At 32.5% G+C, this 23,363-nt stretch carries 25 protein-coding genes and 2 tRNA genes; 14 read left to right on the forward strand and 13 right to left on the reverse strand.

From position 1 onward, the window contains the following. Window positions 1-85: 85 nt before the first annotated feature. Window positions 86-286 (reverse strand): photosystem II reaction center phosphoprotein PsbH, encoded by a 201-nt coding sequence (gene psbH / locus EW14_RS01420; RefSeq protein ID WP_002805661.1) that lies wholly within the window; start codon window positions 284-286, stop codon window positions 86-88. 80 nt (window positions 287-366) lie between these two features. On the opposite strand from psbH, the gene psbN reads away from it, so the two are divergent. The 3 genes from psbN (at window position 367) to EW14_RS01435 (ending at window position 2,778) form a co-directional block, all read left to right on the forward strand. Then, window positions 367-519, forward strand: coding sequence for a photosystem II reaction center protein PsbN (psbN, locus tag EW14_RS01425; RefSeq protein WP_011817745.1), 153 nt, complete (start codon window positions 367-369; stop codon window positions 517-519). 108 nt (window positions 520-627) lie between these two features. Then, a complete protein-coding gene (locus EW14_RS01430) occupies window positions 628-756 on the forward strand; it encodes a photosystem II reaction center protein I (protein ID WP_002805124.1) in 129 nt (42 codons plus the stop codon). Between the two features lie 21 nt (window positions 757-777). Further along, window positions 778-2,778 carry a DUF3769 domain-containing protein gene (locus EW14_RS01435; protein ID WP_042849751.1) on the forward strand — a complete coding sequence of 667 codons (2,001 nt, stop codon included), beginning with the start codon at window positions 778-780 and terminating at the stop codon, window positions 2,776-2,778. Here EW14_RS01435 and leuD read toward each other — a convergent pair whose 3' ends face one another. The 5 genes from leuD to EW14_RS01460 form a co-directional block, all read right to left on the reverse strand. Continuing rightward, window positions 2,779-3,402 (reverse strand): 3-isopropylmalate dehydratase small subunit, encoded by a 624-nt coding sequence (gene leuD / locus EW14_RS01440; RefSeq protein ID WP_042849753.1) that lies wholly within the window; start codon window positions 3,400-3,402, stop codon window positions 2,779-2,781. After that, window positions 3,402-4,808 (reverse strand): 3-isopropylmalate dehydratase large subunit, encoded by a 1,407-nt coding sequence (leuC, locus tag EW14_RS01445; protein ID WP_042849754.1) that lies wholly within the window; start codon window positions 4,806-4,808, stop codon window positions 3,402-3,404. The genes leuD and leuC overlap by 1 nt, the downstream gene beginning before the upstream one ends. A gap of 13 nt (window positions 4,809-4,821) precedes the next feature. Beyond that, on the reverse strand, window positions 4,822-6,096 hold the full coding sequence (locus EW14_RS01450) for a competence/damage-inducible protein A (RefSeq protein WP_042849755.1): 1,275 nt from the start codon (window positions 6,094-6,096) through the stop codon (window positions 4,822-4,824). Then, a complete protein-coding gene (gene glyA, locus EW14_RS01455) occupies window positions 6,093-7,364 on the reverse strand; it encodes a serine hydroxymethyltransferase (protein WP_042849756.1) in 1,272 nt (423 codons plus the stop codon). Before glyA ends, EW14_RS01450 begins: the two co-directional genes overlap by 4 nt. A 77-nt stretch (window positions 7,365-7,441) precedes the next feature. Next, a tRNA-Arg gene (locus tag EW14_RS01460) sits at window positions 7,442-7,515 on the reverse strand. Between the two features lie 86 nt (window positions 7,516-7,601). Between EW14_RS01460 and EW14_RS01465 the strand changes: the two genes are divergently transcribed. Both EW14_RS01465 and EW14_RS01470 read left to right on the forward strand, forming a co-directional pair. Continuing rightward, window positions 7,602-7,853, forward strand: a complete 252-nt coding sequence (locus EW14_RS01465; protein WP_042849757.1) for a hypothetical protein — start codon at window positions 7,602-7,604, stop codon at window positions 7,851-7,853. 14 nt (window positions 7,854-7,867) lie between these two features. Then, window positions 7,868-8,158 carry a DUF3181 family protein gene (locus tag EW14_RS01470; RefSeq protein WP_042849758.1) on the forward strand — a complete coding sequence of 97 codons (291 nt, stop codon included), beginning with the start codon at window positions 7,868-7,870 and terminating at the stop codon, window positions 8,156-8,158. Here the strand turns inward: EW14_RS01470 and murJ are convergent. Beyond that, window positions 8,155-9,738, reverse strand: a complete 1,584-nt coding sequence (murJ, locus tag EW14_RS01475) for a murein biosynthesis integral membrane protein MurJ (RefSeq protein WP_042851274.1) — start codon at window positions 9,736-9,738, stop codon at window positions 8,155-8,157. The genes EW14_RS01470 and murJ overlap by 4 nt on opposite strands. 70 nt (window positions 9,739-9,808) lie before the next feature. Between murJ and sfsA the strand changes: the two genes are divergently transcribed. From sfsA to EW14_RS01495, 4 genes are all read left to right on the forward strand, one after another. Then, a complete protein-coding gene (sfsA, locus tag EW14_RS01480; protein WP_042849759.1) occupies window positions 9,809-10,549 on the forward strand; it encodes a DNA/RNA nuclease SfsA in 741 nt (246 codons plus the stop codon). Between the two features lie 179 nt (window positions 10,550-10,728). After that, on the forward strand, window positions 10,729-12,189 hold the full coding sequence (locus tag EW14_RS01485; RefSeq protein ID WP_011862304.1) for an ammonium transporter: 1,461 nt from the start codon (window positions 10,729-10,731) through the stop codon (window positions 12,187-12,189). Window positions 12,190-12,278: 89 nt separating this feature from the next. Further along, window positions 12,279-13,475, forward strand: coding sequence for a 4-hydroxy-3-methylbut-2-enyl diphosphate reductase (locus EW14_RS01490; RefSeq protein ID WP_042849761.1), 1,197 nt, complete (start codon window positions 12,279-12,281; stop codon window positions 13,473-13,475). A 104-nt stretch (window positions 13,476-13,579) separates the two neighbouring features. Beyond that, on the forward strand, window positions 13,580-14,140 hold the full coding sequence (locus EW14_RS01495) for a DoxX family protein (protein WP_042849762.1): 561 nt from the start codon (window positions 13,580-13,582) through the stop codon (window positions 14,138-14,140). Between the two features lies 1 nt (window position 14,141). Here EW14_RS01495 and purH read toward each other — a convergent pair whose 3' ends face one another. Continuing rightward, window positions 14,142-15,695, reverse strand: a complete 1,554-nt coding sequence (gene purH, locus EW14_RS01500; protein WP_042849763.1) for a bifunctional phosphoribosylaminoimidazolecarboxamide formyltransferase/IMP cyclohydrolase — start codon at window positions 15,693-15,695, stop codon at window positions 14,142-14,144. A 33-nt stretch (window positions 15,696-15,728) separates the two neighbouring features. Between purH and EW14_RS01505 the strand changes: the two genes are divergently transcribed. Next, window positions 15,729-16,346 carry an alpha/beta hydrolase gene (locus EW14_RS01505; RefSeq protein ID WP_042849764.1) on the forward strand — a complete coding sequence of 206 codons (618 nt, stop codon included), beginning with the start codon at window positions 15,729-15,731 and terminating at the stop codon, window positions 16,344-16,346. Here the strand turns inward: EW14_RS01505 and EW14_RS01510 are convergent. Beyond that, window positions 16,343-16,711 (reverse strand): DUF3155 domain-containing protein, encoded by a 369-nt coding sequence (locus tag EW14_RS01510; RefSeq protein WP_011817760.1) that lies wholly within the window; start codon window positions 16,709-16,711, stop codon window positions 16,343-16,345. The two genes, EW14_RS01505 and EW14_RS01510, sit on opposite strands and share 4 nt — an antisense overlap. Before the next feature lie 252 nt (window positions 16,712-16,963). Here EW14_RS01510 and EW14_RS01515 point away from each other — a divergent pair, with 252 nt between their 5' ends. Continuing rightward, window positions 16,964-18,100 carry a sensor histidine kinase KdpD gene (locus EW14_RS01515; protein ID WP_042849765.1) on the forward strand — a complete coding sequence of 379 codons (1,137 nt, stop codon included), beginning with the start codon at window positions 16,964-16,966 and terminating at the stop codon, window positions 18,098-18,100. On the opposite strand, the gene EW14_RS01520 is transcribed toward EW14_RS01515, so the two are convergent. Continuing rightward, window positions 18,078-18,818, reverse strand: coding sequence for an adenosylcobinamide-GDP ribazoletransferase (locus EW14_RS01520; RefSeq protein ID WP_042849767.1), 741 nt, complete (start codon window positions 18,816-18,818; stop codon window positions 18,078-18,080). The two genes, EW14_RS01515 and EW14_RS01520, sit on opposite strands and share 23 nt — an antisense overlap. 104 nt (window positions 18,819-18,922) lie before the next feature. Here EW14_RS01520 and tgt point away from each other — a divergent pair, with 104 nt between their 5' ends. Beyond that, entirely contained in the window at window positions 18,923-20,041 is a 1,119-nt protein-coding gene (gene tgt / locus EW14_RS01525; protein ID WP_042849768.1) for a tRNA guanosine(34) transglycosylase Tgt, read from the forward strand. 33 nt (window positions 20,042-20,074) lie between these two features. Next, window positions 20,075-20,215, forward strand: a complete 141-nt coding sequence (locus EW14_RS01530) for a photosystem II reaction center protein K (protein ID WP_011375837.1) — start codon at window positions 20,075-20,077, stop codon at window positions 20,213-20,215. 26 nt (window positions 20,216-20,241) lie between these two features. Here the strand turns inward: EW14_RS01530 and EW14_RS01535 are convergent, their stop codons facing one another. The 3 genes from EW14_RS01535 to EW14_RS01545 form a co-directional block, all read right to left on the reverse strand. Further along, on the reverse strand, window positions 20,242-21,246 hold the full coding sequence (locus tag EW14_RS01535) for a Gfo/Idh/MocA family protein (protein WP_042849769.1): 1,005 nt from the start codon (window positions 21,244-21,246) through the stop codon (window positions 20,242-20,244). 50 nt (window positions 21,247-21,296) lie between these two features. Then, window positions 21,297-22,565 carry a hemolysin family protein gene (locus EW14_RS01540; protein ID WP_042849770.1) on the reverse strand — a complete coding sequence of 423 codons (1,269 nt, stop codon included), beginning with the start codon at window positions 22,563-22,565 and terminating at the stop codon, window positions 21,297-21,299. Between the two features lie 18 nt (window positions 22,566-22,583). Next, window positions 22,584-22,656, reverse strand: a tRNA-Ile gene (locus tag EW14_RS01545). A gap of 141 nt (window positions 22,657-22,797) precedes the next feature. Between EW14_RS01545 and pyrE the strand changes: the two genes are divergently transcribed. Further along, complete coding sequence (gene pyrE, locus EW14_RS01550) at window positions 22,798-23,358, forward strand: orotate phosphoribosyltransferase (RefSeq protein ID WP_042849771.1); 561 nt, start codon at window positions 22,798-22,800, stop codon at window positions 23,356-23,358. Window positions 23,359-23,363 lie beyond the last annotated feature (5 nt).

A 23,363-nucleotide genomic window follows, 5' to 3' on the forward strand; every position in this document is an offset into this window, starting at 1 on the left:
CCAGTAAATTAAAACAAAAGTTCTAAAAAGAGATTATTTAGTAATTTAAATTATTGGTATAACTTCTTGATAGTTTTTTTGAAATCTAGTTTCCGTTCCAATCTACTGAGAAACCTTGTAATAAAAGTGATTGGTTATAAATTTGTAGAAGAATAACTAAAAAAACTAAAAGAAGTAGGCCAATTACTGTCATGACAGGAACTGCTCCCCAACCAGGTACAACTTTTCCTTGACCTGAATTACCAATTGCTTTTAAAAGGCTTCCTAAGGCTGTTTTTTGACCCATGTTAAAATCACTAAATCGAATATTATTTCGCTATTGTATAAGAACTTATACATAAATTGTTTACAAACTTAGCAAAATTGATGCAAACTTTATCATCTGCACCAGATCCAGCAGTTTCCATAGCTGTAACAATTCTGGCATTACTTCTAGCTTTAACTGGTTTTGGTCTTTGGACTGCCTTTGGACCTAAAGCCGCAAAGCTTACAGATCCATGGGATGATCATGATGATTAATCACTTTTAAAGTATTTCAAAATTTTCCAAAAATACAAAAAGTAAACTTTTGATCATAGTTTAATTATAAATTTAATAAAATATAAATCTGTCAGCTAACCTAACCTCATGCTTGCCTTAAAAATTTCTGTATACACTATTGTTTTTTTCTTCGTAGGAATTTTTCTTTTTGGATTTTTAGCAAGTGATCCAACAAGAACACCAAATAGAAAAGACTTAGAAAGTCCTCAAGATTAATCTATTAAATAAATTTTTCAATTGATTTCAGGTATTTCAAAAAAAGTTATATTTTCTTCTTTTTTATTTATTAATTGTATACAACCATCAATTTCCGCTTATCTTCTAGAAGATAATGGAAACAGTGATAACTCTATATCGCAAATTAATTTTTCAAAAATAACAAACAGGAAAATCCTATCAAACACATCAAGATTATCTTTTAATAATTCTGATCAATTATCAGTTAATAAAACATTTTTAAAGAAAAATTCAAAAACTCTTTTGGCCTACATTAGTGGAAATCAAAATGAGTTAGTAATCCAATCTGATAAACAGTCAGAAATCGATGATGTTATTTATGCGGAAGGCAATGTAGAGGTGAAGTATAAAGGCAAAATCCTTAAAGCTGATAATTTAATATACGATAAGTTCAATAAAAAAATTAGTGCTAAAGGCAATATAGTTTTAATATTAGGTGAACAACTTTTTAAAGTTTCTCAACTAGAGTACAGTTTCATATCCAAAAAAGGATATCTATTAGATGTTAAGGGATCTATAAATACGGATACTTTGATGAATGATTTATCCTCAAATTTCAGCTTATCAGATATAAATAAGCTAGAAAATTTGCTTGAATTAAAAAACAAGGAAGTCGTACATACTCCAAGTAAGCTTGAGAGTTGGTTACTTTTTACAAAGAAAATGACTATAGATGGTAAAAATTGGAAAAGTACGAAGGCAGTGTTGAGTAATGATTTACTTGAATCGAAACAATCTAAGTTAGTAATTAATTTATTAGAAGTTTATCCTAGTAATGAAAAATTAAGATTCAAGTCTGCATTAAATTACATAATATTTGAAGAGAAAATTTCAATACCTTTTTGGTTAGGTGATAGGGCGTTTGATTTGGATAATTCTCAAATTGATAATAGATGGAATATTGGATATGAAAATTTAGATAAGGATGGGTATTTTATTGGTAGGAAATTTAATTCCGTAAAAATTTCTGATGATTTTGTTCTTGATTTAGAGCCTCAATTTTTAATTCAGAGGTTATTCAAAGGGTATTCTAAAAGTTTTGTAAAGAAGGACGAATCAATCACTTCAGATAGGGTTAAGAGAAATTCAATTATTGAGGATTATTTTGCTCTAAATGCCCAGATAAGGGGCACAATAAAAAATTGGGATTTAGAAATAGACAAGAATTTAAATTCTCTTGATTTTAATAAATTTTCAGATGCATTTAGATTTAAAACTGAATTGAGTAAAGAAGTTAATTTATTAGACTCAAAATGGGAAAAAAGTTTTTATGGAATTTATAGAGAGAGGGTCTGGAATGGTTCATTGGGTGAAGCAGAAATTTTCTCAGGTTATGGTTCAAAATTACAAAAAGAAAATACTTGGATTGTTGATGGTATTAAAAAGTCAGAATTTTTATCTTTAGGTTTGGCCAACATAACAGCAGAGGCTTTAAATAATAAAAAATTATTAACTAACTTAAAAGGTAATTTGTTTTATTCTCTTGATCAGAAATTTCCAATTAGCATTGTAGAACCTAAAAAGAAATCTATTGATATTTCATATAAGTACATTCCTGAACCAATCAATAAAGGCTTAAGTCTTAATACAAAATTTGAAGCCTCATATTCTTTCTATGAAAATGGAAATCATCAAGGATATTTAGGGTTAGGATTAGGTCCAGAATTAATATTTGGTAATTTTAAAAATAAAACTTTTGACTATACTCGTATAAGTTTTTTACCTTTTTATAAATTTGATAGTGGCGAAAGTGTTTTTAAGTTTGATCAGAATTATGAGGACTTCACTTTAGATATTTCTCTTGATCAGCAATTATATGGACCAATAATCCTTAAAAGTATCGGGACTTTGAACTTAACAAATAATTCAAATGATTATGGTGAATTTATAGATTCTAAAATTTCTTTAAATTGGAAAAAAAGATCGTATGAAGTTGGTATTTTTTATCAACCTCATAATCAAGGAGGAGGTATTTCTTTTAGTCTTTATGGATTTCAATAGCTATAACAAGTTATTGTTTAATTGTATATAAGGTAATTGATTAAATTTATTTTCTATTAAATTTTCATTCTTAAGTAGTGTTGAAGTGGCATCCCATTCTCCTGATAAAAACATTTTTCTTGAGCTTTCCTTAATCTCAAGATTGAGATTTAAATCTTTTGATTTTGCTAGGGAGTTTTTCAGATCAATTTCTAAAAATAAAAATTGATTATCGCAATATTTTTGCATTTCTTCTATGGATTTTTTAGATAGCGTAAAACATGGAATTCCTATCGCAATACAATTACTATAAAAAATGTCGGCGAAACTCTCTCCTATTATTGCTTTTATACCCCATCTCATAAGCGCTTGGGGGGCATGTTCTCTGCTGGAACCACAGCCAAAATTGCTATTAACAATTAGTATCGAGGAATTTTTGTTTTCCTCTAGATCAAATGGATGCCTTCCTTTTAAAGTTTTTCTATCATCTTCAAACACTGATTCACCCAATGAATCAAAGTTAACACACTTCAAAAAACGCGCTGGAATTATTCGATCTGTATCAATGTCGTTACCAATCAAGGAGAAACACTGCCCGATTATTTGTGTAATTTTTCCCATTGGTGGGGTAAACTCTGATTTCATCAGTTGATAAATTCTCTAACATCACTGACTTTGCCATTAATTGCAGCAGCAGCAACCATTGCTGGACTCATAAGGAGTGTTCTTCCACTGGGAGATCCTTGCCTGCCCTTAAAATTTCTATTACTTGAGCTAGCACTAACCTGATTACCTATTAGCTTATCTGAATTCATTGCTAAACACATTGAGCAGCCAGGCTCTCTCCATTGAAATCCAGAATCCTTAAAAATCTGATCTATACCTTCTCGTTTCGCTTCACTGGCTACTTTTTCTGAACCTGGAACAGCAAATGCTTTGACATTCTTGGATACTTTTTTGCCTTTTAATACTTTAGCTGCAACCCTTAAGTCACTGATTCTGCCATTAGTGCAACTACCTATGAAACAAACGTCAATAGGAGTATCTTTTATTAATTGTCCTGGCTTGAAACTCATATATTCATAAGCCTCTTTTGCAACTAATTTATCATTTGGGGATAAGTCATCTAAAAGAGGGATTTGTTGATTAATGCTTATACTTTGGCCGGGAGTGATACCCCAAGTTACGGTTGGCTCTACTTTAGAAGCATCTAATTTAATTACATCATCATAAATTGAATTTTCATCGCTTTTTAACGTTTTCCACCATCCGAGCGCTTCATCCCAATGCTCATTTTTTGGAGCACATAATTTATTTTTAATGTAACTAAAGGTTTTTTCATCAGGGTTTATGTAGCCGCATCTTGCTCCTCCTTCAATAGACATATTGCATATCGTCATCCTTTCTTCCATTGATAATTCATGTATCGCAGGCCCTGCGAATTCATATGCGAAACCTACTCCAGCCTTTACACCAAGTTTATTAATGATATGAAGGACTAAATCCTTAGCATAAACACCCTTGGATAATTTATTGTCACACCAAATCTGCCTCACTTTTAATTTGTTCATGGCTAAGGTTTGGGTAGCAAGAACATCTCTTACTTGACTTGTACCTATCCCAAAAGCAATTGACCCAAAAGCTCCATGAGTTGAAGTATGAGAATCTCCGCAAGCGATTGTCATTCCTGGCTGAGTTAGGCCTAATTCCGGGGCTACTACATGAACTATTCCTTGATTACCACTACCAATATTAAAAAACCTTATTTTATGTTCTAAGCAATTCTTCTCAAGTGTTTCGATCATCTGCTCAGCTAGATTATCTTTGAAAGGCCTGCTCTGATTATCTGTTGGCACAATATGATCAACAGTAGCAAAAGTTCTTTCAGGGAATTTTACTTTTAATTTTTTGTCCTTTAAAGCACCAAATGCTTGAGGACTCGTCACTTCATGGATAAGATGAAGACCAATAAATATTTGATCAGATCCTCCAGGAAGACTTGAAACTTTATGTAAATCCCAAACCTTATCAAACAGGGTATCTTGACTCAATTTGTAAAAATAGTTACTTACTATTCGATAATAGGATTAATCGGAGGCTGTTCAAACACACATTTACACTTAGTCTTTGAATTTCTATTCGATTTCGTGTTGAGTTAAATAGTTTTTTAATATTAGTTATATGATTATTGGGTCCTGAAATTGAGATATAGACTAATCCAACTGGTTTTTCTTGACTGCCTCCGTTAGGACCAGCTATTCCACTAATTGCTATTGCCCAATCTGCGCCTAACTTCTCCTTTACATTAATTGCCATGGCCTCACAAACTTCTTTAGAAACAGCTCCATATTTTGTAAGCTTATCTTCCGAAATATTTAATAATGAATTTTTTAGCGCATTACTATAGGAAACAATACTACCCTGAAAAACTTGAGATGAGCCTGATATTGATGTCAGTGATGAAGATAGAAGGCCTCCTGTGCAGGATTCAGCAAAAACAATAGTTTGGTTCCTCTTAGTTAACTCTTTTATTAAAATGCTTGGCAAAGTATCATTATCTTCTCCAAAAATAAACTTTGAAAAATCTTTTTTTAATTTGTCTTTTACTGGCTTAATTATTTTTTTTGCTTCTAGGTCATTCTTTGCTCGCGCGGTGATTCTGAGTTTAAACTCTCCTAAGTTTGCATATGGAGCAACCGTTGGATTTTTAAGATTTAATAGATCATTAATTTTTTCTGCAACGCTAGATTCTCCAATTCCTGCAAATTTAAGAGTATTTGAAAAAAAGGAATAACTATCTGAGAATTTGGTTTTAATGAAATCATACGCAGTCTCTTCCCACATACTTTTCATTTCACTAGGTACTCCTGGGAAAGTAAGAATAGTAAATCCTTTTATTGGTTCCCATATCATTCCTGGAGCAGTGCCCCTAGGGTTATTAATTATTTGAGCATTTTTTGGGAAGAAACATTGCTTCCTTAAGCTTGAGGAATGGTCTTTGAGCTTTGAGTTTGGAAGTTTTTGTTTAATTTCATCCCATATATGCTGTCTTTCAAAAAGAGAAACATTAAAAGATTTGGCTATTGCTTCAGTGGTTAAGTCATCTGGGGTGGGTCCCAATCCACCCGTTGTAATTAGAAGATTACTTCTTTTCGATATTTCTTGAATTACTTTAATAATTCGATCACAATTATCACCTACAGTTGATTGCCTAAAGTGATTTAAGCCTAATAGAGACAACTGTTCAGAAATCCATTGTGCATTTGTGTTTATGATATTTCCTAAAAGTAGCTCTGTTCCAATAGAAAGAATTTCAACCCCCTTGGAATTAGGACTCATTTAATTGATGCTTCAAGTTTGCCTTCATAAAGAGGAAAACGATTACATAAGGTTAATACTCTTTCTTTACATTGACTTTCAATCAGTGAATCGTTTGGGTTAAGTAATCTATCAGCAATAATTTCGCCAACTTCAGCAAAAGCATTCTCATTGAATCCCCTAGTAGTTAGAGCAGCAGTACCCAACCTTAGCCCGCTGGTTACAAAAGGTGATTCGGGGTCAAATGGAACAGTATTTTTATTTGCAGTGATGTTGACTTCACTTACGAGCAAGTCAGCAATTTTACCAGTCATATTGATACTTCTTAGATCGAGTAAAACAATATGATTATCAGTGCCTCCACTAACGATATCAATACCTCTATTAATTAAAGTTGAAGCTAGAACTTTGGAATTTTTTATTACTTGTTGGGAATAATTAACAAAATCTGGCTGTAAGGCTTCTCCAAATGCAACTGCTTTAGCTGCAATAATGTGTTCTAGGGGCCCCCCCTGAGTTCCTGGGAAAACAGATTTATCAAATTTCTTTCCAAATTCTGCATCTTTACACAAGATAAGTCCTCCTCTAGGACCTCTTAATGTTTTATGAGTAGTTGTAGTTACTACATCACAATAGGGAATTGGATTTGGATGAAGTTTACTTGCTACAAGACCTGCGATGTGTGCAATATCAGCCATTAAGAATGCACCAACTTCATCTGCAATTTTTCTAAACGATTCAAAATCGATTGTTCTTGGATAAGCTGAATATCCGCATATGATCAATTTTGGTTTTGTTTCAAGTGCTATCTCTCTTATTTCATCAAAATTTAATTCACTAGTTTCTTTGTTTACACCATAGTGAACTGCATTAAACCACTTACCACTCATATTTACTGGAGATCCATGAGTTAGGTGTCCACCATGAGATAAATCCATCCCCAGGATTGTGTCACCAGGTTTTAGTAAACTTAAGAAAACAGCAGCATTTGCCTGTGCTCCACTATGGGGTTGCACATTAGCCCAATTTGCATTAAATAATTTTTTTGCTCTTTGAATAGCTAATTCTTCGATTTCATCAACAAATTCACATCCCCCGTAATATCTTTTTTGAGGTAATCCCTCTGCGTATTTATTTGTAAGGACTGATCCTTGAGCCTGCATGACGGCAATTGATGCAAAATTTTCACTTGCTATTAACTCAAGATGAGTTTCCTGTCTATTTTTTTCAGAGTTGATAAAATTTGATATTACTGGATCACTTTCTTTAAGATTTTGAAGAATATTCATTGAATTTGATAAGTAATACCCATAATATAGACGATATTTTTTAGAAAAATATAAAAAGAATATTTCATAATTTTAAACGCGCCTGGAGAGATTCGAACTCCCGACACCCTGATCCGTAGTCAGGTGCTCTAATCCACTGAGCTACAGGCGCATAATTATGTAATATCTCTGTTTCAGGGTCTCTTAGTCAACTAGATTTCAGGTAAAATATCTATTATTAACAATCTAATTATTAATATGCCTATAAAGTGGTACGGAAATGGTGATTTAGAAGATCCCATCTATAAACATTTTTCTCGAATAGTAAATTTTGTTATTCACTGCATGATATTTACTGCGATAGTAAGTGGCACTTGGCTTTTAAAAGAAATTAAATATGAAATCGCTTTTTTTAATAATTTTGCAATTTTCTGGTCAATTCTTTTAGCCTCCCATTTACTATTCGTAATTATGAAAAAACCTAAAGATACTTCAAAACAATCAACTTAATTAATTTTGAATTTATGGACTCTCAGGTACAAATAAGTGATCTAGAAAATATTATTTCAGAAAAGATTTTTATAAAAATAGAAAAGTGGAATTTATATCTTGGAGACGCTGGCCTAGCTAGAAATCTTGCTATTGAATGTATAAGCAATAAAAATCAAGGCCCATTGGATGCTGCGAAAATAAGTTTGAAAGCAATAAATGTAAAAGTAGGGGATGGTATTAAAAGTATGCCACTGATTAATTTAATAACTAACTCACAAATTCTAGAATTAGAGGAGATTTTGGAAAGTTTTTTTGAAAACTAAACCTTTTTTTTATAAACTTTAAATTTATTTACTTTCAGGCATTTTGTAAGAAAAAAATAGATTACAAAAAAAGTTAAAGATCCAAATATTAATATTAAAAATTCTCCGAGATTTGAATTGAAGTTATTTGTAGTTTTAAGAATAGTAAAACAAAGGGTGCTATCTATAAATGCCGCTAATGACATGAGAATAATTTTCCTTAATAAATCGAAGTTAGGCAAGTGGATATTTTCATTTCTCAGATTAAAAGAAAGCAAAACACAAACTACAAAGTTGACTATTACTGAAGATAAAATTATCCCTACTACTCCAAAATTATATGGAGAAAGATTCCCAAAATTATTAATTGGGGCACCAATTAACAACCAATCAAAAAAAATATTTAATATTATCCCTGCAAATGATGCCTTGAAAGGGAAGGTTGTTTTTTCTATTGAATAGTAAGTTCTTACTAATAAATCTCTATAAAGATAAAAAGGTATGCCAACTCCATAAGCAATTAATATATTCTTCACTTTTAAAGCCGCTGAATAATCAAAAGATCCTCTCTGAAAAACTAACTGCACTATTTGATTATTAAATGTTGTGAAAAATGCAGCTAAAAAAATAGTTGTCAAGAAACAGTACTCTATTCCAGAGATCAATTTTTTTTGGAGGCCTATATAGTCTTTATCACTTCTAAATTTAGAGAATTTTGGAAGTAATGGCAAAATCAAAGAGTTAGATAATATGCCTAATGGAGCTTGTATCAGAAAGTTTCCGTAAGCTAGTCCCGATGCTGCTCCTTGAAAACTTGAAGCGAAAAACATATCGATAAAAACATTAATTTGACTGAGACCTGATGAGATAGATGCTGGAATAATTAGTTTGAAAATCCTCCTCTCTTCATCATTAAATAATTGGAAGTTTGATTTTAATCTCAAGAGACCGATTTTATTTATTTCCAAAATTTGAACAACAAACTGAATTAAAGTTCCGGTCAAAGTTGCAAAAGCTAGTAATCCCGTATAAGTAAAGAAATGAGAATATGCATTTTCTTGGTTGATGATCCAACTTAATAAAATAAAAAAAATAGTAGTTAGGCTTGTTATGGCTGGACTTATACTTGATAAAAAAAATTTTCTTTGGGAATTTAAGGCCCCAAAGCTTAAGCCTATGAATCCGGATAAAGGGATACAAGGTGTAAGTATTTTTAATTGGTAAGTGGCGATTGATTTAGCTTCGTAACTTAAATTGGGGGCTAATAATTGAATTAATAAACTGGAATTAAAGTATATCAATATAGCTAAACCAATTAATAGTATTGAAAGTTTTATGCTGACTTGAGTAAAAACAATTCCTCCATTTTTTTTGTTAAGGGGAGTTAGAACTGCAACGACTGCGTTATGTAAGGGACCATTAATCCCTCCAATGATTATTATCAAAAAACCTGGAATTATATAGGCATAATTAAATGCGTCGTATGTTACCCCAACTCCAAAAGCAGCAGCTATAAATATTTGTCTTATACATCCAGCTAATTTACTAAGACTAGTACCAAATGAAATTGAAAAAACATTATTTTTTAAAAATGAATGCATTTGGATTTGTCTAAATTTTTCAAGAAGTTTAAGTTTCAATTATATTTGATTTTTAACTAACGACATATTTATGAATGATCGGATAATTGAATTTGATCCATTAATTGAAGGTGTTTTAATCAAGAGGTATAAAAGGTTTCTTGCAGATATCAAATTAGAGAGCGGTGAGGTAGTAACAGCTCATTGTGCCAACACTGGACCAATGAAGGGACTTTTGAGTGAGGGAGCAAAGGTAAGAATAAGTGTTTCCCCATCTCCAAAAAGAAAATTACCTTTTACTTGGGAACAGATATGTGTTTTAGATGCAAAAAATGAGGAAGTTTGGGTTGGTATTAATACTCTATTTGCAAATAAGTTAATCAAAAAGGTTATCGAGAAAAATTTGCTTGACGAAATAATAGGAGAAATAGAGACAATCAAATCTGAAGTCCCTTATGGAAAAGATAAAAAAAGCAGAATTGACTTTTTATTAACTCCAAAATCTTCAAATCCTGATAAACGTAACATTTACATAGAGGTTAAAAATACGACTTGGATTAGAGAAAATGTTGCTCTATTCCCTGATACAGTAACGAAAAGAGGCCAAAAACACCTCATAGAATTAAAGAAATTAATTCCTGGAAGTAAAAGTGTATTAGTACTATGTATTACAAGAAAAGACGCTTGTTTTTTTGCCCCCGGAGATGACGCAGATCCCTTGTACGGCAATCTTTTTAGAGAATCTTTAAGTGCAGGAATGATAACGATTCCTTGTTCCTTTGAATTTCATAAAGACCACGTATCATGGAGAGGAATTAAACCTTTGAAATAAATAAAATCTTGATATTTTGAAACTTCTAAAAATCAAATTTTTAAACTTAACAAATAATTTTTTAAGGTGCAACTATAAAAATGGTATCAACAACTACTAGACACTGATAAGTTTTTTGAATAAATTTAAATTTGAAAGGAAACAGTAAAACTGTTTTTTTGCAGATCTAATTTTTTTTTATGACCACTGCTTTGCAAACGCCCCAAAGGCGCTCTAGGTCCAAATTACAAGATGCAAGTCTTGTTAATGGACCTATGCTCCTTTTGAGGAGTATTCGAGGATTTAGTTCAAACCGCTCTATGTTGTGGCTTGCAACAGTTCCTTTAGCTTTGTTTGGTTTAGGTATTTTTAATCTTTCAGCTCACGCAGCTGATTTACCTGAGTTGAATGCAGCTTTTCTTGCTAACAATTTATGGCTTTTGATCGCTACTATTCTAGTGATCTTTATGAACGCCGGTTTCGCTATGGTTGAGGCAGGTATGTGCCGTTCTAAGAACGCAGTTAACATTCTTGCTAAAAACCTCTTTGTATTTGCTCTAGCTGTAACTTCTTATTGGTTTATCGGCTATTCATTAATGTACGGAGGAAGTGTAGCCGACGGTTGGCTTTATTTTGGCGGCTTATTTTTTGATCCTACAGTTACTGCAGATATGGTAACTGATGCTGGATTAGTCCCAACTGTTGATTTCTTGTTCCAGTCTGCTTTTGCAGGAACTGCGGCAACTATCGTTTCCGGTCTTGTTGCTGAAAGAGTTAAATTTGGAGAATTTGTTGTTTTTGCTGTTGTATTAACTGCATTTATATATCCAATTGCTGGTAGCTGGAAATGGAATGGTGGTTGGCTTGATTCTTTGGGTTTTGTTGATTTTGCTGGTTCTTCAATTGTTCACTCAGTTGGGGCATGGGCCGGTCTTGTAGGAGCTATGCTCCTTGGGCCAAGAATTGGCAAATACTCTGATGGTAAGCCACAGGCTATGCCAGGACACAATATGGCTATAGCTACTCTAGGTGCATTAGTCCTATGGATAGGTTGGTACGGATTTAACCCCGGTTCTCAACTTGCTATGGATCAATGGGTTCCATATGTTGCTGTAACAACTACTTTAGCAGCAGCAGCTGGAGCTATTGGTGCAACTATTGTTTCAACATTAACTTCTGGTAAGCCTGACCTTACAATGATAATTAACGGTATCCTTGCTGGTTTGGTTAGTATCACTGCTGGTTGTGGTGATATGACTCTTGCTGGAGCCTGGTTCGCAGGACTAGTAGGCGGAATTATCGTTGTATTTTCTGTTGCAGCACTTGATGCCGCTGAGATTGATGATCCTGTAGGTGCATTCTCTGTTCACGGAGTTTGTGGTGTATGGGGTACTGTAGTTATCGGTCTTTGGGGTACAGCTGTACAAGGTGATGGAGCAGGTATGGGATTGTTCAATGGCGGAGGTATTACCCTCCTTCTAGTTCAAGCTCTTGGTGCCGCAGCTTATGCTATTTGGACACTAGTTACTTGCTGGATTGCTTGGTCTGTAATTGGAGGATTATTCGGAGGAATCCGAGTTTCTGAAGAGGAAGAGACCCAAGGCTTAGATATAGGAGAGCATGGAATGGAAGCATATCCAGACTTTGCCTCTGCTAAATAATCTAACTGAAAATTGATTTAAGAAACCTGACTTATGTCAGGTTTCTTTTTTTTTACGAAAAATTATTTAAAACGTTGTAATATAAAAAGATGGATACTCAAGCTTTTAGAAGATCTCTTCATCATTCTGATAGATACAATAGAAGGGGTTTCGATTCTCCAACAAAAAGAGCTCAAGCTTTAGAAGAAGCTTACCAAAGTGATTTGATAAGTTCTATTAGGGATAATGGTTTTACTTATACCAAAGGTAGACTAAATATTAAGTTGGCCCAAGCCTTCGGTTTCTGTTGGGGAGTTGAAAGAGCTGTAGCAATGGCTTATGAAACTAGAAGACATTACCCAAATGAGAATATTTGGATAACAAACGAAATAATTCATAATCCCTCGGTTAATGATCATTTAAGAAAAATGAATGTAAAATTCATTTCAGCTAAAAATGGAATTAAAGATTTTTCTTTAGTTTCTAATGGAGATGTTGTTATACTCCCTGCTTTCGGAGCTACTGTTCAAGAAATGAAACTATTACATGAGAAAGGTTGTCATATCATTGATACGACTTGTCCATGGGTTTCTAAGGTTTGGCATACAGTTGAAAAACATAAAAAACATGTTTTTACATCTATTATTCATGGGAAATTTAAGCATGAAGAGACTCTCGCTACAAGTTCATTCGCAGGCAAATATTTAGTTGTACTTGATCTAGAAGAAGCAAACTACGTATCTGAATATATTCTGGGGAGAGGTAATAGAAATGAGTTTATGAACAAATTTGCTAAAGCTTTTTCAAATGGATTTGATCCTGATAAAGATTTAGATAGAGTGGGAGTTGCAAATCAGACAACTATGCTCAAAAGCGAGACTGAAGAAATTGGAAAGGTTTTTGAACGGACGATGTTAAAAAAATTTGGACCAGAAAACTTAAATAGTCACTTTTTAGCTTTTAATACTATTTGTGATGCAACTGAAGAAAGACAAGATGCAATGTTCTCTTTGGTTGATGAAGACCTTGATATTCTTGTAGTTATTGGAGGCTTCAATTCTTCTAATACTACTCACCTACAAGAAATAGCAATTACTAAAAATATTTCCTCTTTTCACATTGATACGCCAGAGAGGATATCAGTTAAAGGAAATTCAATATTACATAAGCCACTTGGATCAGAATTAGAACTTAAAAATAATTTTCTACCTAGTGGAAAAATTAATGTTGGAATTACCTCAGGTGCATCCACTCCTGATAAGGTCGTTGCAGATGTTATTGAAAAGTTGATAGATATAGCTTCTTGAATTTGAAATATCATTTATAACTTTGCTTAGTTTTTTTAATTTATTAGTCAGATAATGCCAAAATATCTACTTTATTAACTAGAATAATGAAAAATTAAAGAAGTATGGAAGACAAAGCACAAACTAATCAGGTTCAAACTGCAAGTATGAATAGAACTAAAGCGCCCCAAAAAGTTGAAGTTGTTGTTGCTAATTCATCTTCAGGGTCAGAAGTAAATATCCTTGGAGAATTATCAATTTTTGTTTTAAGAATAGGTTTTTGTGCTTTAATGATTCATCATGGGCTTGAAAAACTTCAGGATCCCCAGGGTTTTGCTGAGTTTGTAGTTGGAAAGTACTTTCCATTTTTACCAGGTGATCCTGTTATTTGGACTTTTGGTGCAGCAATTACTCAATTGGTATGCCCATTAGGATTGGCTTTAGGGATTTTTGCGAGACTTTCTTCTCTTGGTCTATTCTCCACGATGGCATTTGCAGTTTATTTTCATCTCCTTGATACTGGACTAGAAGGTTTTCCTCTGGCAGTGGTTGAAGGTCATAATTATGCTTTCGAATTGTCTTTTATATATGGTGCTATTTCTCTATACTTTCTATGTGCAGGCCCAGGCAGGCTTTCTTTATTCAGAAAAACTAATAAGATTACATATTATCCAAAATCATCATAATTTAATGTAAAAAGTGCCTTTGTTTTGTAAATACCATTGAGATTCCTTTCAAATTACACATATCAATACTTTCTTGGTCTCTTAGACTACCACCAGGTTGAATAATAGCTTTTATTCCATATTCATTTGCTAGTTTTACAGTATCTGCAAATGGTAAAAAACCATCGCTGGCCAAGACAGCATCAGAACATAATTTTCCAGCTGATTCCAATGCAATTTTTGCTGCTCCAACTCTGTTCATTTGTCCAGCTCCAATACCAATAGTTTTTTGGTCTTTTGCAATAACAATGGCATTAGATTTAACGTGTTTACAAATTTTCCATGCAAAATTTAGATCTAAGTTTATTTGATTACTCGGATTTTCATTAGTTACTGAAATCCAATTTTCAGCTTTTTCTTCGTTATCATCAGTATCTTGAACTAGTAATCCGCCCATTATTGATTTTGTAGAAATTTGATTCTTTTTTGGAAGTTGATCTTTTGAAAACTTTAAAATTCTTAAATTCTTTTTAACTTTTAAAATTTCTAAAGCTTCATTATCAAAAGATGGAGCGATGACACACTCTAAGAAAATATCTTTGAGGTGAATTGCAGTCTTACTATCAACATTTGAATTAAAAGCAACTATTCCTCCAAATGCACTAACAGAGTCGCATTCCAAAGCATTCAAAAATGCTTGAGAAGCTGAATTACTTACAGAGGCACCACAAGGATTATTATGTTTTAGGATAACGGAAGCAAAAATGTCGGTTGTAATTTCATCTTTTTCTGCGTAGCCAAATTCTAAAACTGTTGAAAGTGCTGACTCTAGATCCAACAGATTATTATAACTTAAGTCTTTACCTTGTAATTGTTCTGCTGAGTTCCATCCAATGTTACTTAAACCATACCAAAAAGCTTTTTGATGAGGATTCTCCCCATATCTTAAGGTTTTGATTAGTGGATAAGATTCAATATATTTGGAAGATTGTAAACCTCTTTCTTTTTTTATCCAATTAGATATTGCGGTGTCATAGTCTGCTGTATGTTGAAAAGCTTCAAGGGCTAATTTTGCTTTATATGAGTCTTTTAATTCACCTTTTTTACTTTCTTCAAGAAAATTTTCATACTGATTAGGATCCACTAAAACGGAAACGTCTTTATGATTTTTAGCTGCAGAACGAATCATTGATGGCCCTCCGATATCGATATTTTCAATAGTATCTTCCCATTTGGCTCCCTGTTCTACAGTTGTTTTAAAAGGATATAAATTGACAACTACCAAGTCAATTAACTCAAGATTGTTAGCTTCTATATCTTTTTCATGTTCTTCGTCAGACCTTTTAGCTAATATTCCCCCGTGTATTTTTGGATGTAAAGTTTTAACTCTTCCTCCAAGAATTTCTGGAGAATTAGTAAAATCTGCAACTTTAATAACTGGTATTTTTGCTTCTATAAGATGTTTGGCAGTTCCTCCACTTGATAGAATTTTATAATTGAATTGCTCGACCAATTCCTTACAAAATGGGATTATATTTTTTTTATCAGAAACACTTACTAAAGCTAATGGTGACATTATGGGAAAGTTTACTTACTTAAGAATATAAACATGAAATATGCTATCAATCATGAATTTGTCTCGATTAGCTCTCAAACTGCAACTCATAGAATTATTTTGATGCATGGATGGGGAGCTGATTCAGATGACCTTTTAACATTTGGAAAGGAGATGAATGAAAAAATAAATCTTGATTTTGAGGTGATTTCTTTGAGTGCCCCTGGATTGCATCCAAGTGGTCAGGGAAGACAGTGGTATGGATTATATCCACATGATTGGAATGGAGCTGAGGTTGAAGTAAATAAACTTTTAGTTACATTAAAAAAATTTGATACTGATCAGATTCCACTAAAAAAAACAATTTTGTTGGGGTTCTCTCAGGGGGCGGCAATGGCAATTGATGCAGGATTACAATTAGATTTTGGATTAATTGTTGCTTGTAGTGGTTATCCTCACCCCAACTGGACACCGGGAGAGAAATGCTCGCCATTGATTATTAGTCATGGTTTATTTGATGATGTCGTGCCTATAGATGCTTCTAGGACTATTTATGAAAAGGTAAAGAGTATATCTTCTAAATTTTGTGAATTATTAGAATTCGATGGATTTCATCAAATTGATTCAAATTTAATTGATTTTATAAGTTCAAATATAAGTAATATTTTTTAAACAAAAGCATATTCGTATTCTTCAATCTCTTCCCAATCATCTGCAGTAAGTTCTAGACCCTCAAATATTTTTTCTTCACCAATTCCTTCAACTACAACTTTTAGTGATGGAAATAGAAAATGATTTTCTTCAGCATATTGGGCACTAAATAACCCTTTTTCACCCCAAAAAAACCTATCAGTGGTATGTTCATTTCTTCTGACATTGAAAACTGAAGGCGCAGAGAGACCATTTTCAGCTATGAATCTTCTTGCTGCTGTAACTGGTTTATGTTTGCCAGTTTCGATATGATAAATAGGTACATGAGCCATTACTCTTTGGCCAGCCAATCTTCTTCTGCTGATTCTTTTTCTTTTTTTTGACATTGATTGGTACTCCTGAAATTATTAATGAGATTAGTCTTATTTATTTTTACTAATCTTATCTATGTGTTTTTAAATTCACTTCAAATTACATAGAGGACCCATCAACCCCGATGTAGCTTAAAATATGATTAAATATTCATATTTAAGGCTGGCTAAAGTCAGACCTCTTTATATATCTTAATACTTTTTTCATATTTTACAAGCCTTTTTTCAAGTTTTTTTTAAAAAAAAATTCTCAAAATTTCATTAATTATGAATCTTTCAAAAAAATTTGAAGAACTAATTTCAAAACAGCTAGAGGGTTTTGGTTGCTCAATGGGCGTGACTAATTTAGTTATGTATCTTGCTTCAGCTAAGCAAGGCACTAAAGCATCTTTTGAAATGATTGGTCAATGGCCACAAATTGATAGGCTACTTACATCAATAGAAGATGATCCTTCACTAAAAGTTTCATCTCCTAATAGAAGATGGTACCCGCTTCAAGAAAATGACATTCTTCTTGGTGTCCTTAGGGTAGAAACTGATTTGAAAGACGGAAATTGGCCAGTATCTCTTGATTCCAGATTAAAAGCGCTTTCAATATCATTAGCTAAATGCGTCTCAATCGAATTAGAACGTCAAAATAAAAATGAAGAAATTAATTATTTAAAAAATCAGGTCAATATCATAATCCATCAATTAAGGAATCCATTGGCTGCTATAAGGACATATGCAAAGTTGCTAATAAAAAGACTTGGTTCAGATGATGACTCTATTGAAATAGTCGAACGCATGATAATTGAGCAAAAACAAATTAATCAATATATGGATTCTTTTGCGCAATTAAATTCACCTATTCAACTTCCCCTAGAAATTGGAGAGGAAAGATTATTATTACCACCAAATTTAGACAATAAAAAGGTAATAACTGTTCAGAGTTTATTGAGGCCAATATTAGAAAGGGGTAAAGCTAATGCATACTTAGAGAATAGAGATTGGAATGAACCTTCTTTTTGGCCAGATTGGTCTTTATCGCCGTTAAAGGCAAAATATGCTGTAATCGCTGAAATTGTGGCCAATTTATTAGAAAATGCTTTTAAATATGCCCAAAAAGATGCTGAAATTGGACTCGCAATTACGAGTAATGGACTTTGTATATTTGATGATGGTAAAAAAATAACCAAAAATGAAAACGAGAAAATTTTTGAAAAAGGTTTTAGAGGATCTGCTGCTAAGAAGAAAGAGGGCACTGGTGTGGGACTTTTTTTGGCGAGGAAATTAGCAAAACAAATTGGAGGAGATTTGAGATTGCTGGAAAATAACTCGATTGATAATACTGAGAAATTAAAAAATCTTAAGAAGAAAAATATTTTCTATCTAGAACTACCTATAAAAGAATTGCATGCATAAACAACATTGCAGTTTCAACTAATACAACACTTGCACCGCAGGCATCTCCATTGAAGCCTCCAATTTTATTACCCAGTATGTTTGGTATAAAATAGCTTAGAAAAATACCAATTAAAATAAGAACTAAAAATTTGATTAATATTGCTTGGGATGTAATTGAAACTAATTGGTATACGATGAAAATTAAAAGAAAAATAATGGAGATTAAAGATTCTTTTTTAAATCCATTCCAAAACTTTTTGTGACTAATAGATTTTTTCTTATAACTCATATATTTAAACTTTTCTATAAAAAATAAATTTGAAAATCTTCCCCAAAATAAGCAAATAGGTAAAACAAAAATTATTAGGTTTTGAATTTTCAGTATGCACGCAATTTGAATTAAAGTTATAAAAACTAAAGCTTGAACGCCAAAGGACCCAACTTTACTATCTTTCATTGCTTTTAAACGTTTCTTTTTACCCGCAAAAATACCATCAAAAGTATCCATTAAACCATCAATGTGTAGACCACCAGTAATTAAATATCCTGAAGCCAAACAAATTAATGTAGAAGCATAAATTGACCAAGAGTTTGTTCTCAAAAAAAGAAAAATACAACCCTGTATTGTTCCAATAAAGAGTCCTAAAGGCGGCGCAAATTGTGCAATATTTTTAAATTCGGGATGAATTAAAGGTATCTTTGGAAATGTCGTATAGAAAATCCAAGATCCTGCCAAATTTTTTATTAAATATTTTTTGATGAGATAAAAATAGATTCAATATTAAATATAAATAATAGGCTAAATTAATAAAAAAGGATCAAAAAATTTTATAAATTATCGTGTTTGAATTTGAAATTACATCGAATTGCAGTAATACAAAGGCAAGAACTGGTATATTTCATACACCAAATGGTCAAGTAAACACGCCAAAATTTATGCCTGTGGGTACTTTGGCAACTGTTAAAGGAATTTCATCAAAGCAGTTAACCTCTACTGGTTCAGAAATGATTCTCTCAAATACCTTTCATCTTCATTTACAACCCGGAGAAAAACTAATTAAAGAATCTGGCGGAATACATAATTTCATGAATTGGCCTAAGCCTATCCTTACTGATTCAGGCGGATATCAAGTTTTTAGTTTGGCCAAATTAAATAATATTTCTGATAAAGGTGTGGAATTTAAAAATCCAAGAGATGGTAGTCATGTATTTTTATCACCTGAAAAAGTAATGCAGATTCAAATGGATCTTGGATCGGATGTTGCGATGGCTTTTGATCATTGTCCTCCGCATACAGCTAATGAAAATGATATTGAGGACTCTTTACAAAGAACGCATTCATGGTTGCAAAAATGTGTTGAGACTCATCAGAAATCCAATCAAGCATTATTCGGCATAGTTCAAGGTGGTAAGTATCCTAGATTGAGAGAATATAGTGCAAGATATACAAGTTCTTTTGATCTACCTGGAATAGCAGTGGGAGGTGTAAGTGTTGGCGAGGCAGTTGAAGAAATACATAGTGTAATTAATTACGTCCCGAAATTCTTACCAATAAATAAACCAAGATATTTAATGGGAATTGGCTCATTAAGAGAAATTTCTTTAGCTGTAGCTAAAGGATTCGACATATTTGACTGTGTTTTACCCACAAGACTAGGAAGACATGGGACTGCATTTTTTAATGATGAAAGATTGAATTTGCGAAATGCACGATTTAAAAATGACTTTTCTCCAATTGACAAAACTTGTAAATGCGAGACATGTAAATCCTATTCTCGAGCATATTTGCATCATTTAATTAGAAATGACGAAATATTAGGCCTAACCCTTATAAGTTTGCATAATATTGCTCACTTAATAAGATTTACTAATGCAATTTCTACGGCAATTAAAGATAATTGTTTTACAAATGATTTCGCTCCTTGGAAAACATCCTCTATTGCTCACCATACGTGGTAACGTCTTATCATAATTAATTAAATTATCAAAAAGGTGCTCATTCTATTTAATACATTCGCTGAATTGCCCGAGGCTTATAAGGCCTTTGCTCCAACTGTTGATGTTCTTCCACTGATTCCTTTATTTTTCTTTTTATTAGTGTTTGTTTGGCAAGCTGCAGTTGGATTTAAATAAAATTCTTTTAGTTTAGATTGTCTTTATCAGAAGGGATTTTCAAGTAAAATCGCATCTCCAGAATTTTCTACAGCACTTTCTATAAAATCAGCAATTTTTAATGCTCTTGAGGCTTGCTCACCATCTACCTCGGGTATTTCTTTGCCCTGAACGCACTTAAGAAAATGCTCCAGTTCTGCATAGAGAGGTTCAATGGAGGTTGTGCTAACTTCTTCGACATATCCATCATTTCTATAAACTAATTCTCCATGCTCTGCTGTGTATGATTCATTAGATTTTCGATGGATTTGTAAAGAGTGATTTAAAAAATCAGTTTCTACTAGTCCATTTTGGCAGTGAGCACTTAAACTTCTAATTTTTTTGTGACTCATTTTGCTTGCAGTTAGACTTGCAATAACATTATTTTTAAAAACCAAAGTAGCATTGACATAATCTATTAAGCCTTCGCTATTTCTTCCTCCAACTGCTGCTAATTTTTGTATTTTTGAGTTTACAAGCTCCAAAATAAGATCAATGTCATGAATCATTAAATCCATTACTACAGATACATCATTTGCTCTGTCTGCATGAGGACTGTGCCTCCTTGCTTCTAAAACAACAATTTCTTCATTATTTACTATTTTATTTAATTCTCTAAAAGCAGGATTAAATCTTTCAATATGCCCTACTTGTAATAGAGAGTTACTTGCATTAGCAGCCTCGATTAGAGATTTTGCTTCCAACTCGTTAGCTGCAATTGGTTTTTCAATGAGAACGTTAGCACCTCCATTAAGACAATCTAGTCCTACTTTTTGATGAAGTAGTGTAGGGACAGCAATACAGATAGCATCAACTTTTGGAATTAGGTCTTTATAATCCTTGAACCATTCACATTGAAATTGCTCAATAGCTAATTTACCTCTTTCCTCATTTGGATCTGCGACTCCAATGAGATTTGCATCTTTGAGTAAACTTAGTACTCGAGCATGATGCCAGCCCATATTTCCTATACCTATGACTCCAACCTTTACGGGTGATGAGGTTGGTTGCATAATTTCAAATTCATATATTAATTATCATTATCCTCTATGGGGAGTCACATTTAGCTTTTTGGAAGAATTATTTTAACACGATCAATTTTTGGCCCTGACATAGAAATAACTTCAAATTTAATATTATTAAAATCTAAAACGTCGCCAATTTTTGGAACCATTTGAAATTTTTCTAACATAAATCCAGCAAGAGTATGATAATCAGTACCTTCTGGAATAGAACATCCTATTTTTTTATTGATTTCAACAATTTCTGATTTTCCAGCTATTGACCATTTTTTAGAGAAATTATCTAACATTCTCATATCTGAATAAATTCTATTATTGAGCATTTCCTCTCCAACTATTTCGCCATTTAGATCAGCTGCAGTTATAAGTCCTTCTGTTCCACCGTGTTCATCAACTACTAGTAAGAACGGATTATAGTCTCTTACTATTGGAAATATTTCTGCTAGTGAACATGTTTCTATTATTTTTGTTACTGGTAAAAGGAATGGCTCTAATAATGTATCGGCTTCCATTTCACCTTTTGATATTGGCTTAGCTAGATAACGTAAATCTAATACACCTAATACATCATCTAAAGACTCACCAATCACAAAGAAGCGAGCATGTCGAGTTTTATCTACTTGTTTCATTAGTTCTGAAAAGGTTATATTTTTTGGCAAAGTTACCATTTCAGATCTTGGAATCATCACTTCTTTAACCTGTGTATCTTTTAAAGCAAAAACTCCTTCAAGAATATTCTTCTCATCTGGTTTTAAACCTGTTACGTTATCTGTTTCTATAAGAGTTTCTAATTCTCCAGCAGATAAACCCGAGTTTAAAGAATCCCATTTGTTATTTAAATTGAACAAGCCTAAACAAGCGCTAGCAAAAAATTCTATTGTTTTCACTATAGGATTCATAGCTTTTCTAACGGCATCGAATATTGTGGTCAACCTTAAAGCAGCGGATTCTGGATTGTTAATTACTAAAGCTTTTGGAATTAGTCCAGAAACAAGAGTAACAACTAAAACAATAAATAAAAATAATAGAAGATCATAAAATCTATTTGATAAAATATTGCTTTTCCAATAATCATTAGCCAAGTTATTGCTGAGCCATCCAATTGCAATTAATGAAATTGTTACACCAAATTGAGAAGCAATTAGTGAAGATCTAAAGCGTTTTTGAATTTTTAAAATTGAAAATGCTCCTTTCTTTTTTTCTTCTATTAACCTTAAAACTTTACTTGGCCTTATTAATAAAAAAGAGAGTTCACTTGCTGCGAAAAAAGCTGGTAGAAATAAAAGAAATAAAAGTAGAGTTATTTTCATTCAATGACAAATGAATAATGGGGGTGGCGAGGATCGAACTCGCCTTAGCCAAATTATGAGTTTGGTGCATTCACCAGATTGCTACACCCCCAAGGGAATTAATGTAATTTTAATTACATTAAATTTCAATATACAATATAAAAATAATATTTCAAAAAACACCTCATTAGGAAGTTTTTGTGAGATTTCTTTTTTTTCTTCTAATCTTTAAATATAAATCAAACTTTTACTAATGGGCAAATTTTCGGATAAATATAATTTAAATAAAGAAAAATTGTTAAAACAGTTAATTGAAAAATCTTACAAGAAAGGAAACTTCACTTTATCTTCAGGAAAAAAAAGCAGTCATTACTTGAACTGTAAACCAGTATCATTAAATGGCGAAGGCTTAAACTTAATAAGTGAATTATTTTTAGATTTAAAGGACTCAAGGTCAAAAGCTGTAGCAGGATTGACATTAGGTGCAGACCCTATAGTAAGTGGATTAATTGTTAAAGCAGCTTTGAATGGACTAGACCTTGATGGTTTAATAATTAGGAAAGAAATCAAAAAATACGGTACCAAAGCTGGAATAGAGGGCCCTATATTAGAAGAAGGAACTTTGGTAACTGTCTTAGAGGATGTGGTTACAACTGCTGGTTCAGTAATAAAAGCTATAAAAAAATTACGAGAAAATAATTATGTTGTTGAGGAAGTTTTGTCTATAGTTGATAGGCAAGAAGGGGGATTAAAAGCCCTTGAAGATGAAAATGTTAAATTAAAGAGTCTTTTTACAATAAAAGACTTTTTATGATTATT

The organism is Prochlorococcus sp. MIT 0604, from assembly GCF_000757845.1.
In the GTDB taxonomy this organism is placed as follows: domain Bacteria; phylum Cyanobacteriota; class Cyanobacteriia; order PCC-6307; family Cyanobiaceae; genus Prochlorococcus_A.

What these genes read in the sequence shown, in the direction of transcription:
- psbH (WP_002805661.1), bottom strand. Translation starts at nt 286, where the DNA reads ATGGGTCAAAAAACAGCCTTAGGAAGCCTTTTAAAAGCAATTGGTAAT.
- psbN (WP_011817745.1), top strand. Translation starts at nt 367, where the DNA reads ATGCAAACTTTATCATCTGCACCAGATCCAGCAGTTTCCATAGCTGTA.
- EW14_RS01430 (WP_002805124.1), top strand. Translation starts at nt 628, where the DNA reads ATGCTTGCCTTAAAAATTTCTGTATACACTATTGTTTTTTTCTTCGTA.
- leuD (WP_042849753.1), bottom strand. Translation starts at nt 3,402, where the DNA reads ATGAAATCAGAGTTTACCCCACCAATGGGAAAAATTACACAAATAATC.
- EW14_RS01450 (WP_042849755.1), bottom strand. Translation starts at nt 6,096, where the DNA reads ATGAGTCCTAATTCCAAGGGGGTTGAAATTCTTTCTATTGGAACAGAG.
- glyA (WP_042849756.1), bottom strand. Translation starts at nt 7,364, where the DNA reads ATGAATATTCTTCAAAATCTTAAAGAAAGTGATCCAGTAATATCAAAT.
- EW14_RS01465 (WP_042849757.1), top strand. Translation starts at nt 7,602, where the DNA reads ATGCCTATAAAGTGGTACGGAAATGGTGATTTAGAAGATCCCATCTAT.
- EW14_RS01470 (WP_042849758.1), top strand. Translation starts at nt 7,868, where the DNA reads ATGGACTCTCAGGTACAAATAAGTGATCTAGAAAATATTATTTCAGAA.
- murJ (WP_042851274.1), bottom strand. Translation starts at nt 9,738, where the DNA reads ATGCATTCATTTTTAAAAAATAATGTTTTTTCAATTTCATTTGGTACT.
- sfsA (WP_042849759.1), top strand. Translation starts at nt 9,809, where the DNA reads ATGAATGATCGGATAATTGAATTTGATCCATTAATTGAAGGTGTTTTA.
- EW14_RS01485 (WP_011862304.1), top strand. Translation starts at nt 10,729, where the DNA reads ATGACCACTGCTTTGCAAACGCCCCAAAGGCGCTCTAGGTCCAAATTA.
- EW14_RS01490 (WP_042849761.1), top strand. Translation starts at nt 12,279, where the DNA reads ATGGATACTCAAGCTTTTAGAAGATCTCTTCATCATTCTGATAGATAC.
- EW14_RS01495 (WP_042849762.1), top strand. Translation starts at nt 13,580, where the DNA reads ATGGAAGACAAAGCACAAACTAATCAGGTTCAAACTGCAAGTATGAAT.
- purH (WP_042849763.1), bottom strand. Translation starts at nt 15,695, where the DNA reads ATGTCACCATTAGCTTTAGTAAGTGTTTCTGATAAAAAAAATATAATC.
- EW14_RS01505 (WP_042849764.1), top strand. Translation starts at nt 15,729, where the DNA reads ATGAAATATGCTATCAATCATGAATTTGTCTCGATTAGCTCTCAAACT.
- EW14_RS01510 (WP_011817760.1), bottom strand. Translation starts at nt 16,711, where the DNA reads ATGTCAAAAAAAAGAAAAAGAATCAGCAGAAGAAGATTGGCTGGCCAA.
- EW14_RS01515 (WP_042849765.1), top strand. Translation starts at nt 16,964, where the DNA reads ATGAATCTTTCAAAAAAATTTGAAGAACTAATTTCAAAACAGCTAGAG.
- EW14_RS01535 (WP_042849769.1), bottom strand. Translation starts at nt 21,246, where the DNA reads ATGCAACCAACCTCATCACCCGTAAAGGTTGGAGTCATAGGTATAGGA.
- EW14_RS01540 (WP_042849770.1), bottom strand. Translation starts at nt 22,565, where the DNA reads ATGAAAATAACTCTACTTTTATTTCTTTTATTTCTACCAGCTTTTTTC.
- pyrE (WP_042849771.1), top strand. Translation starts at nt 22,798, where the DNA reads ATGGGCAAATTTTCGGATAAATATAATTTAAATAAAGAAAAATTGTTA.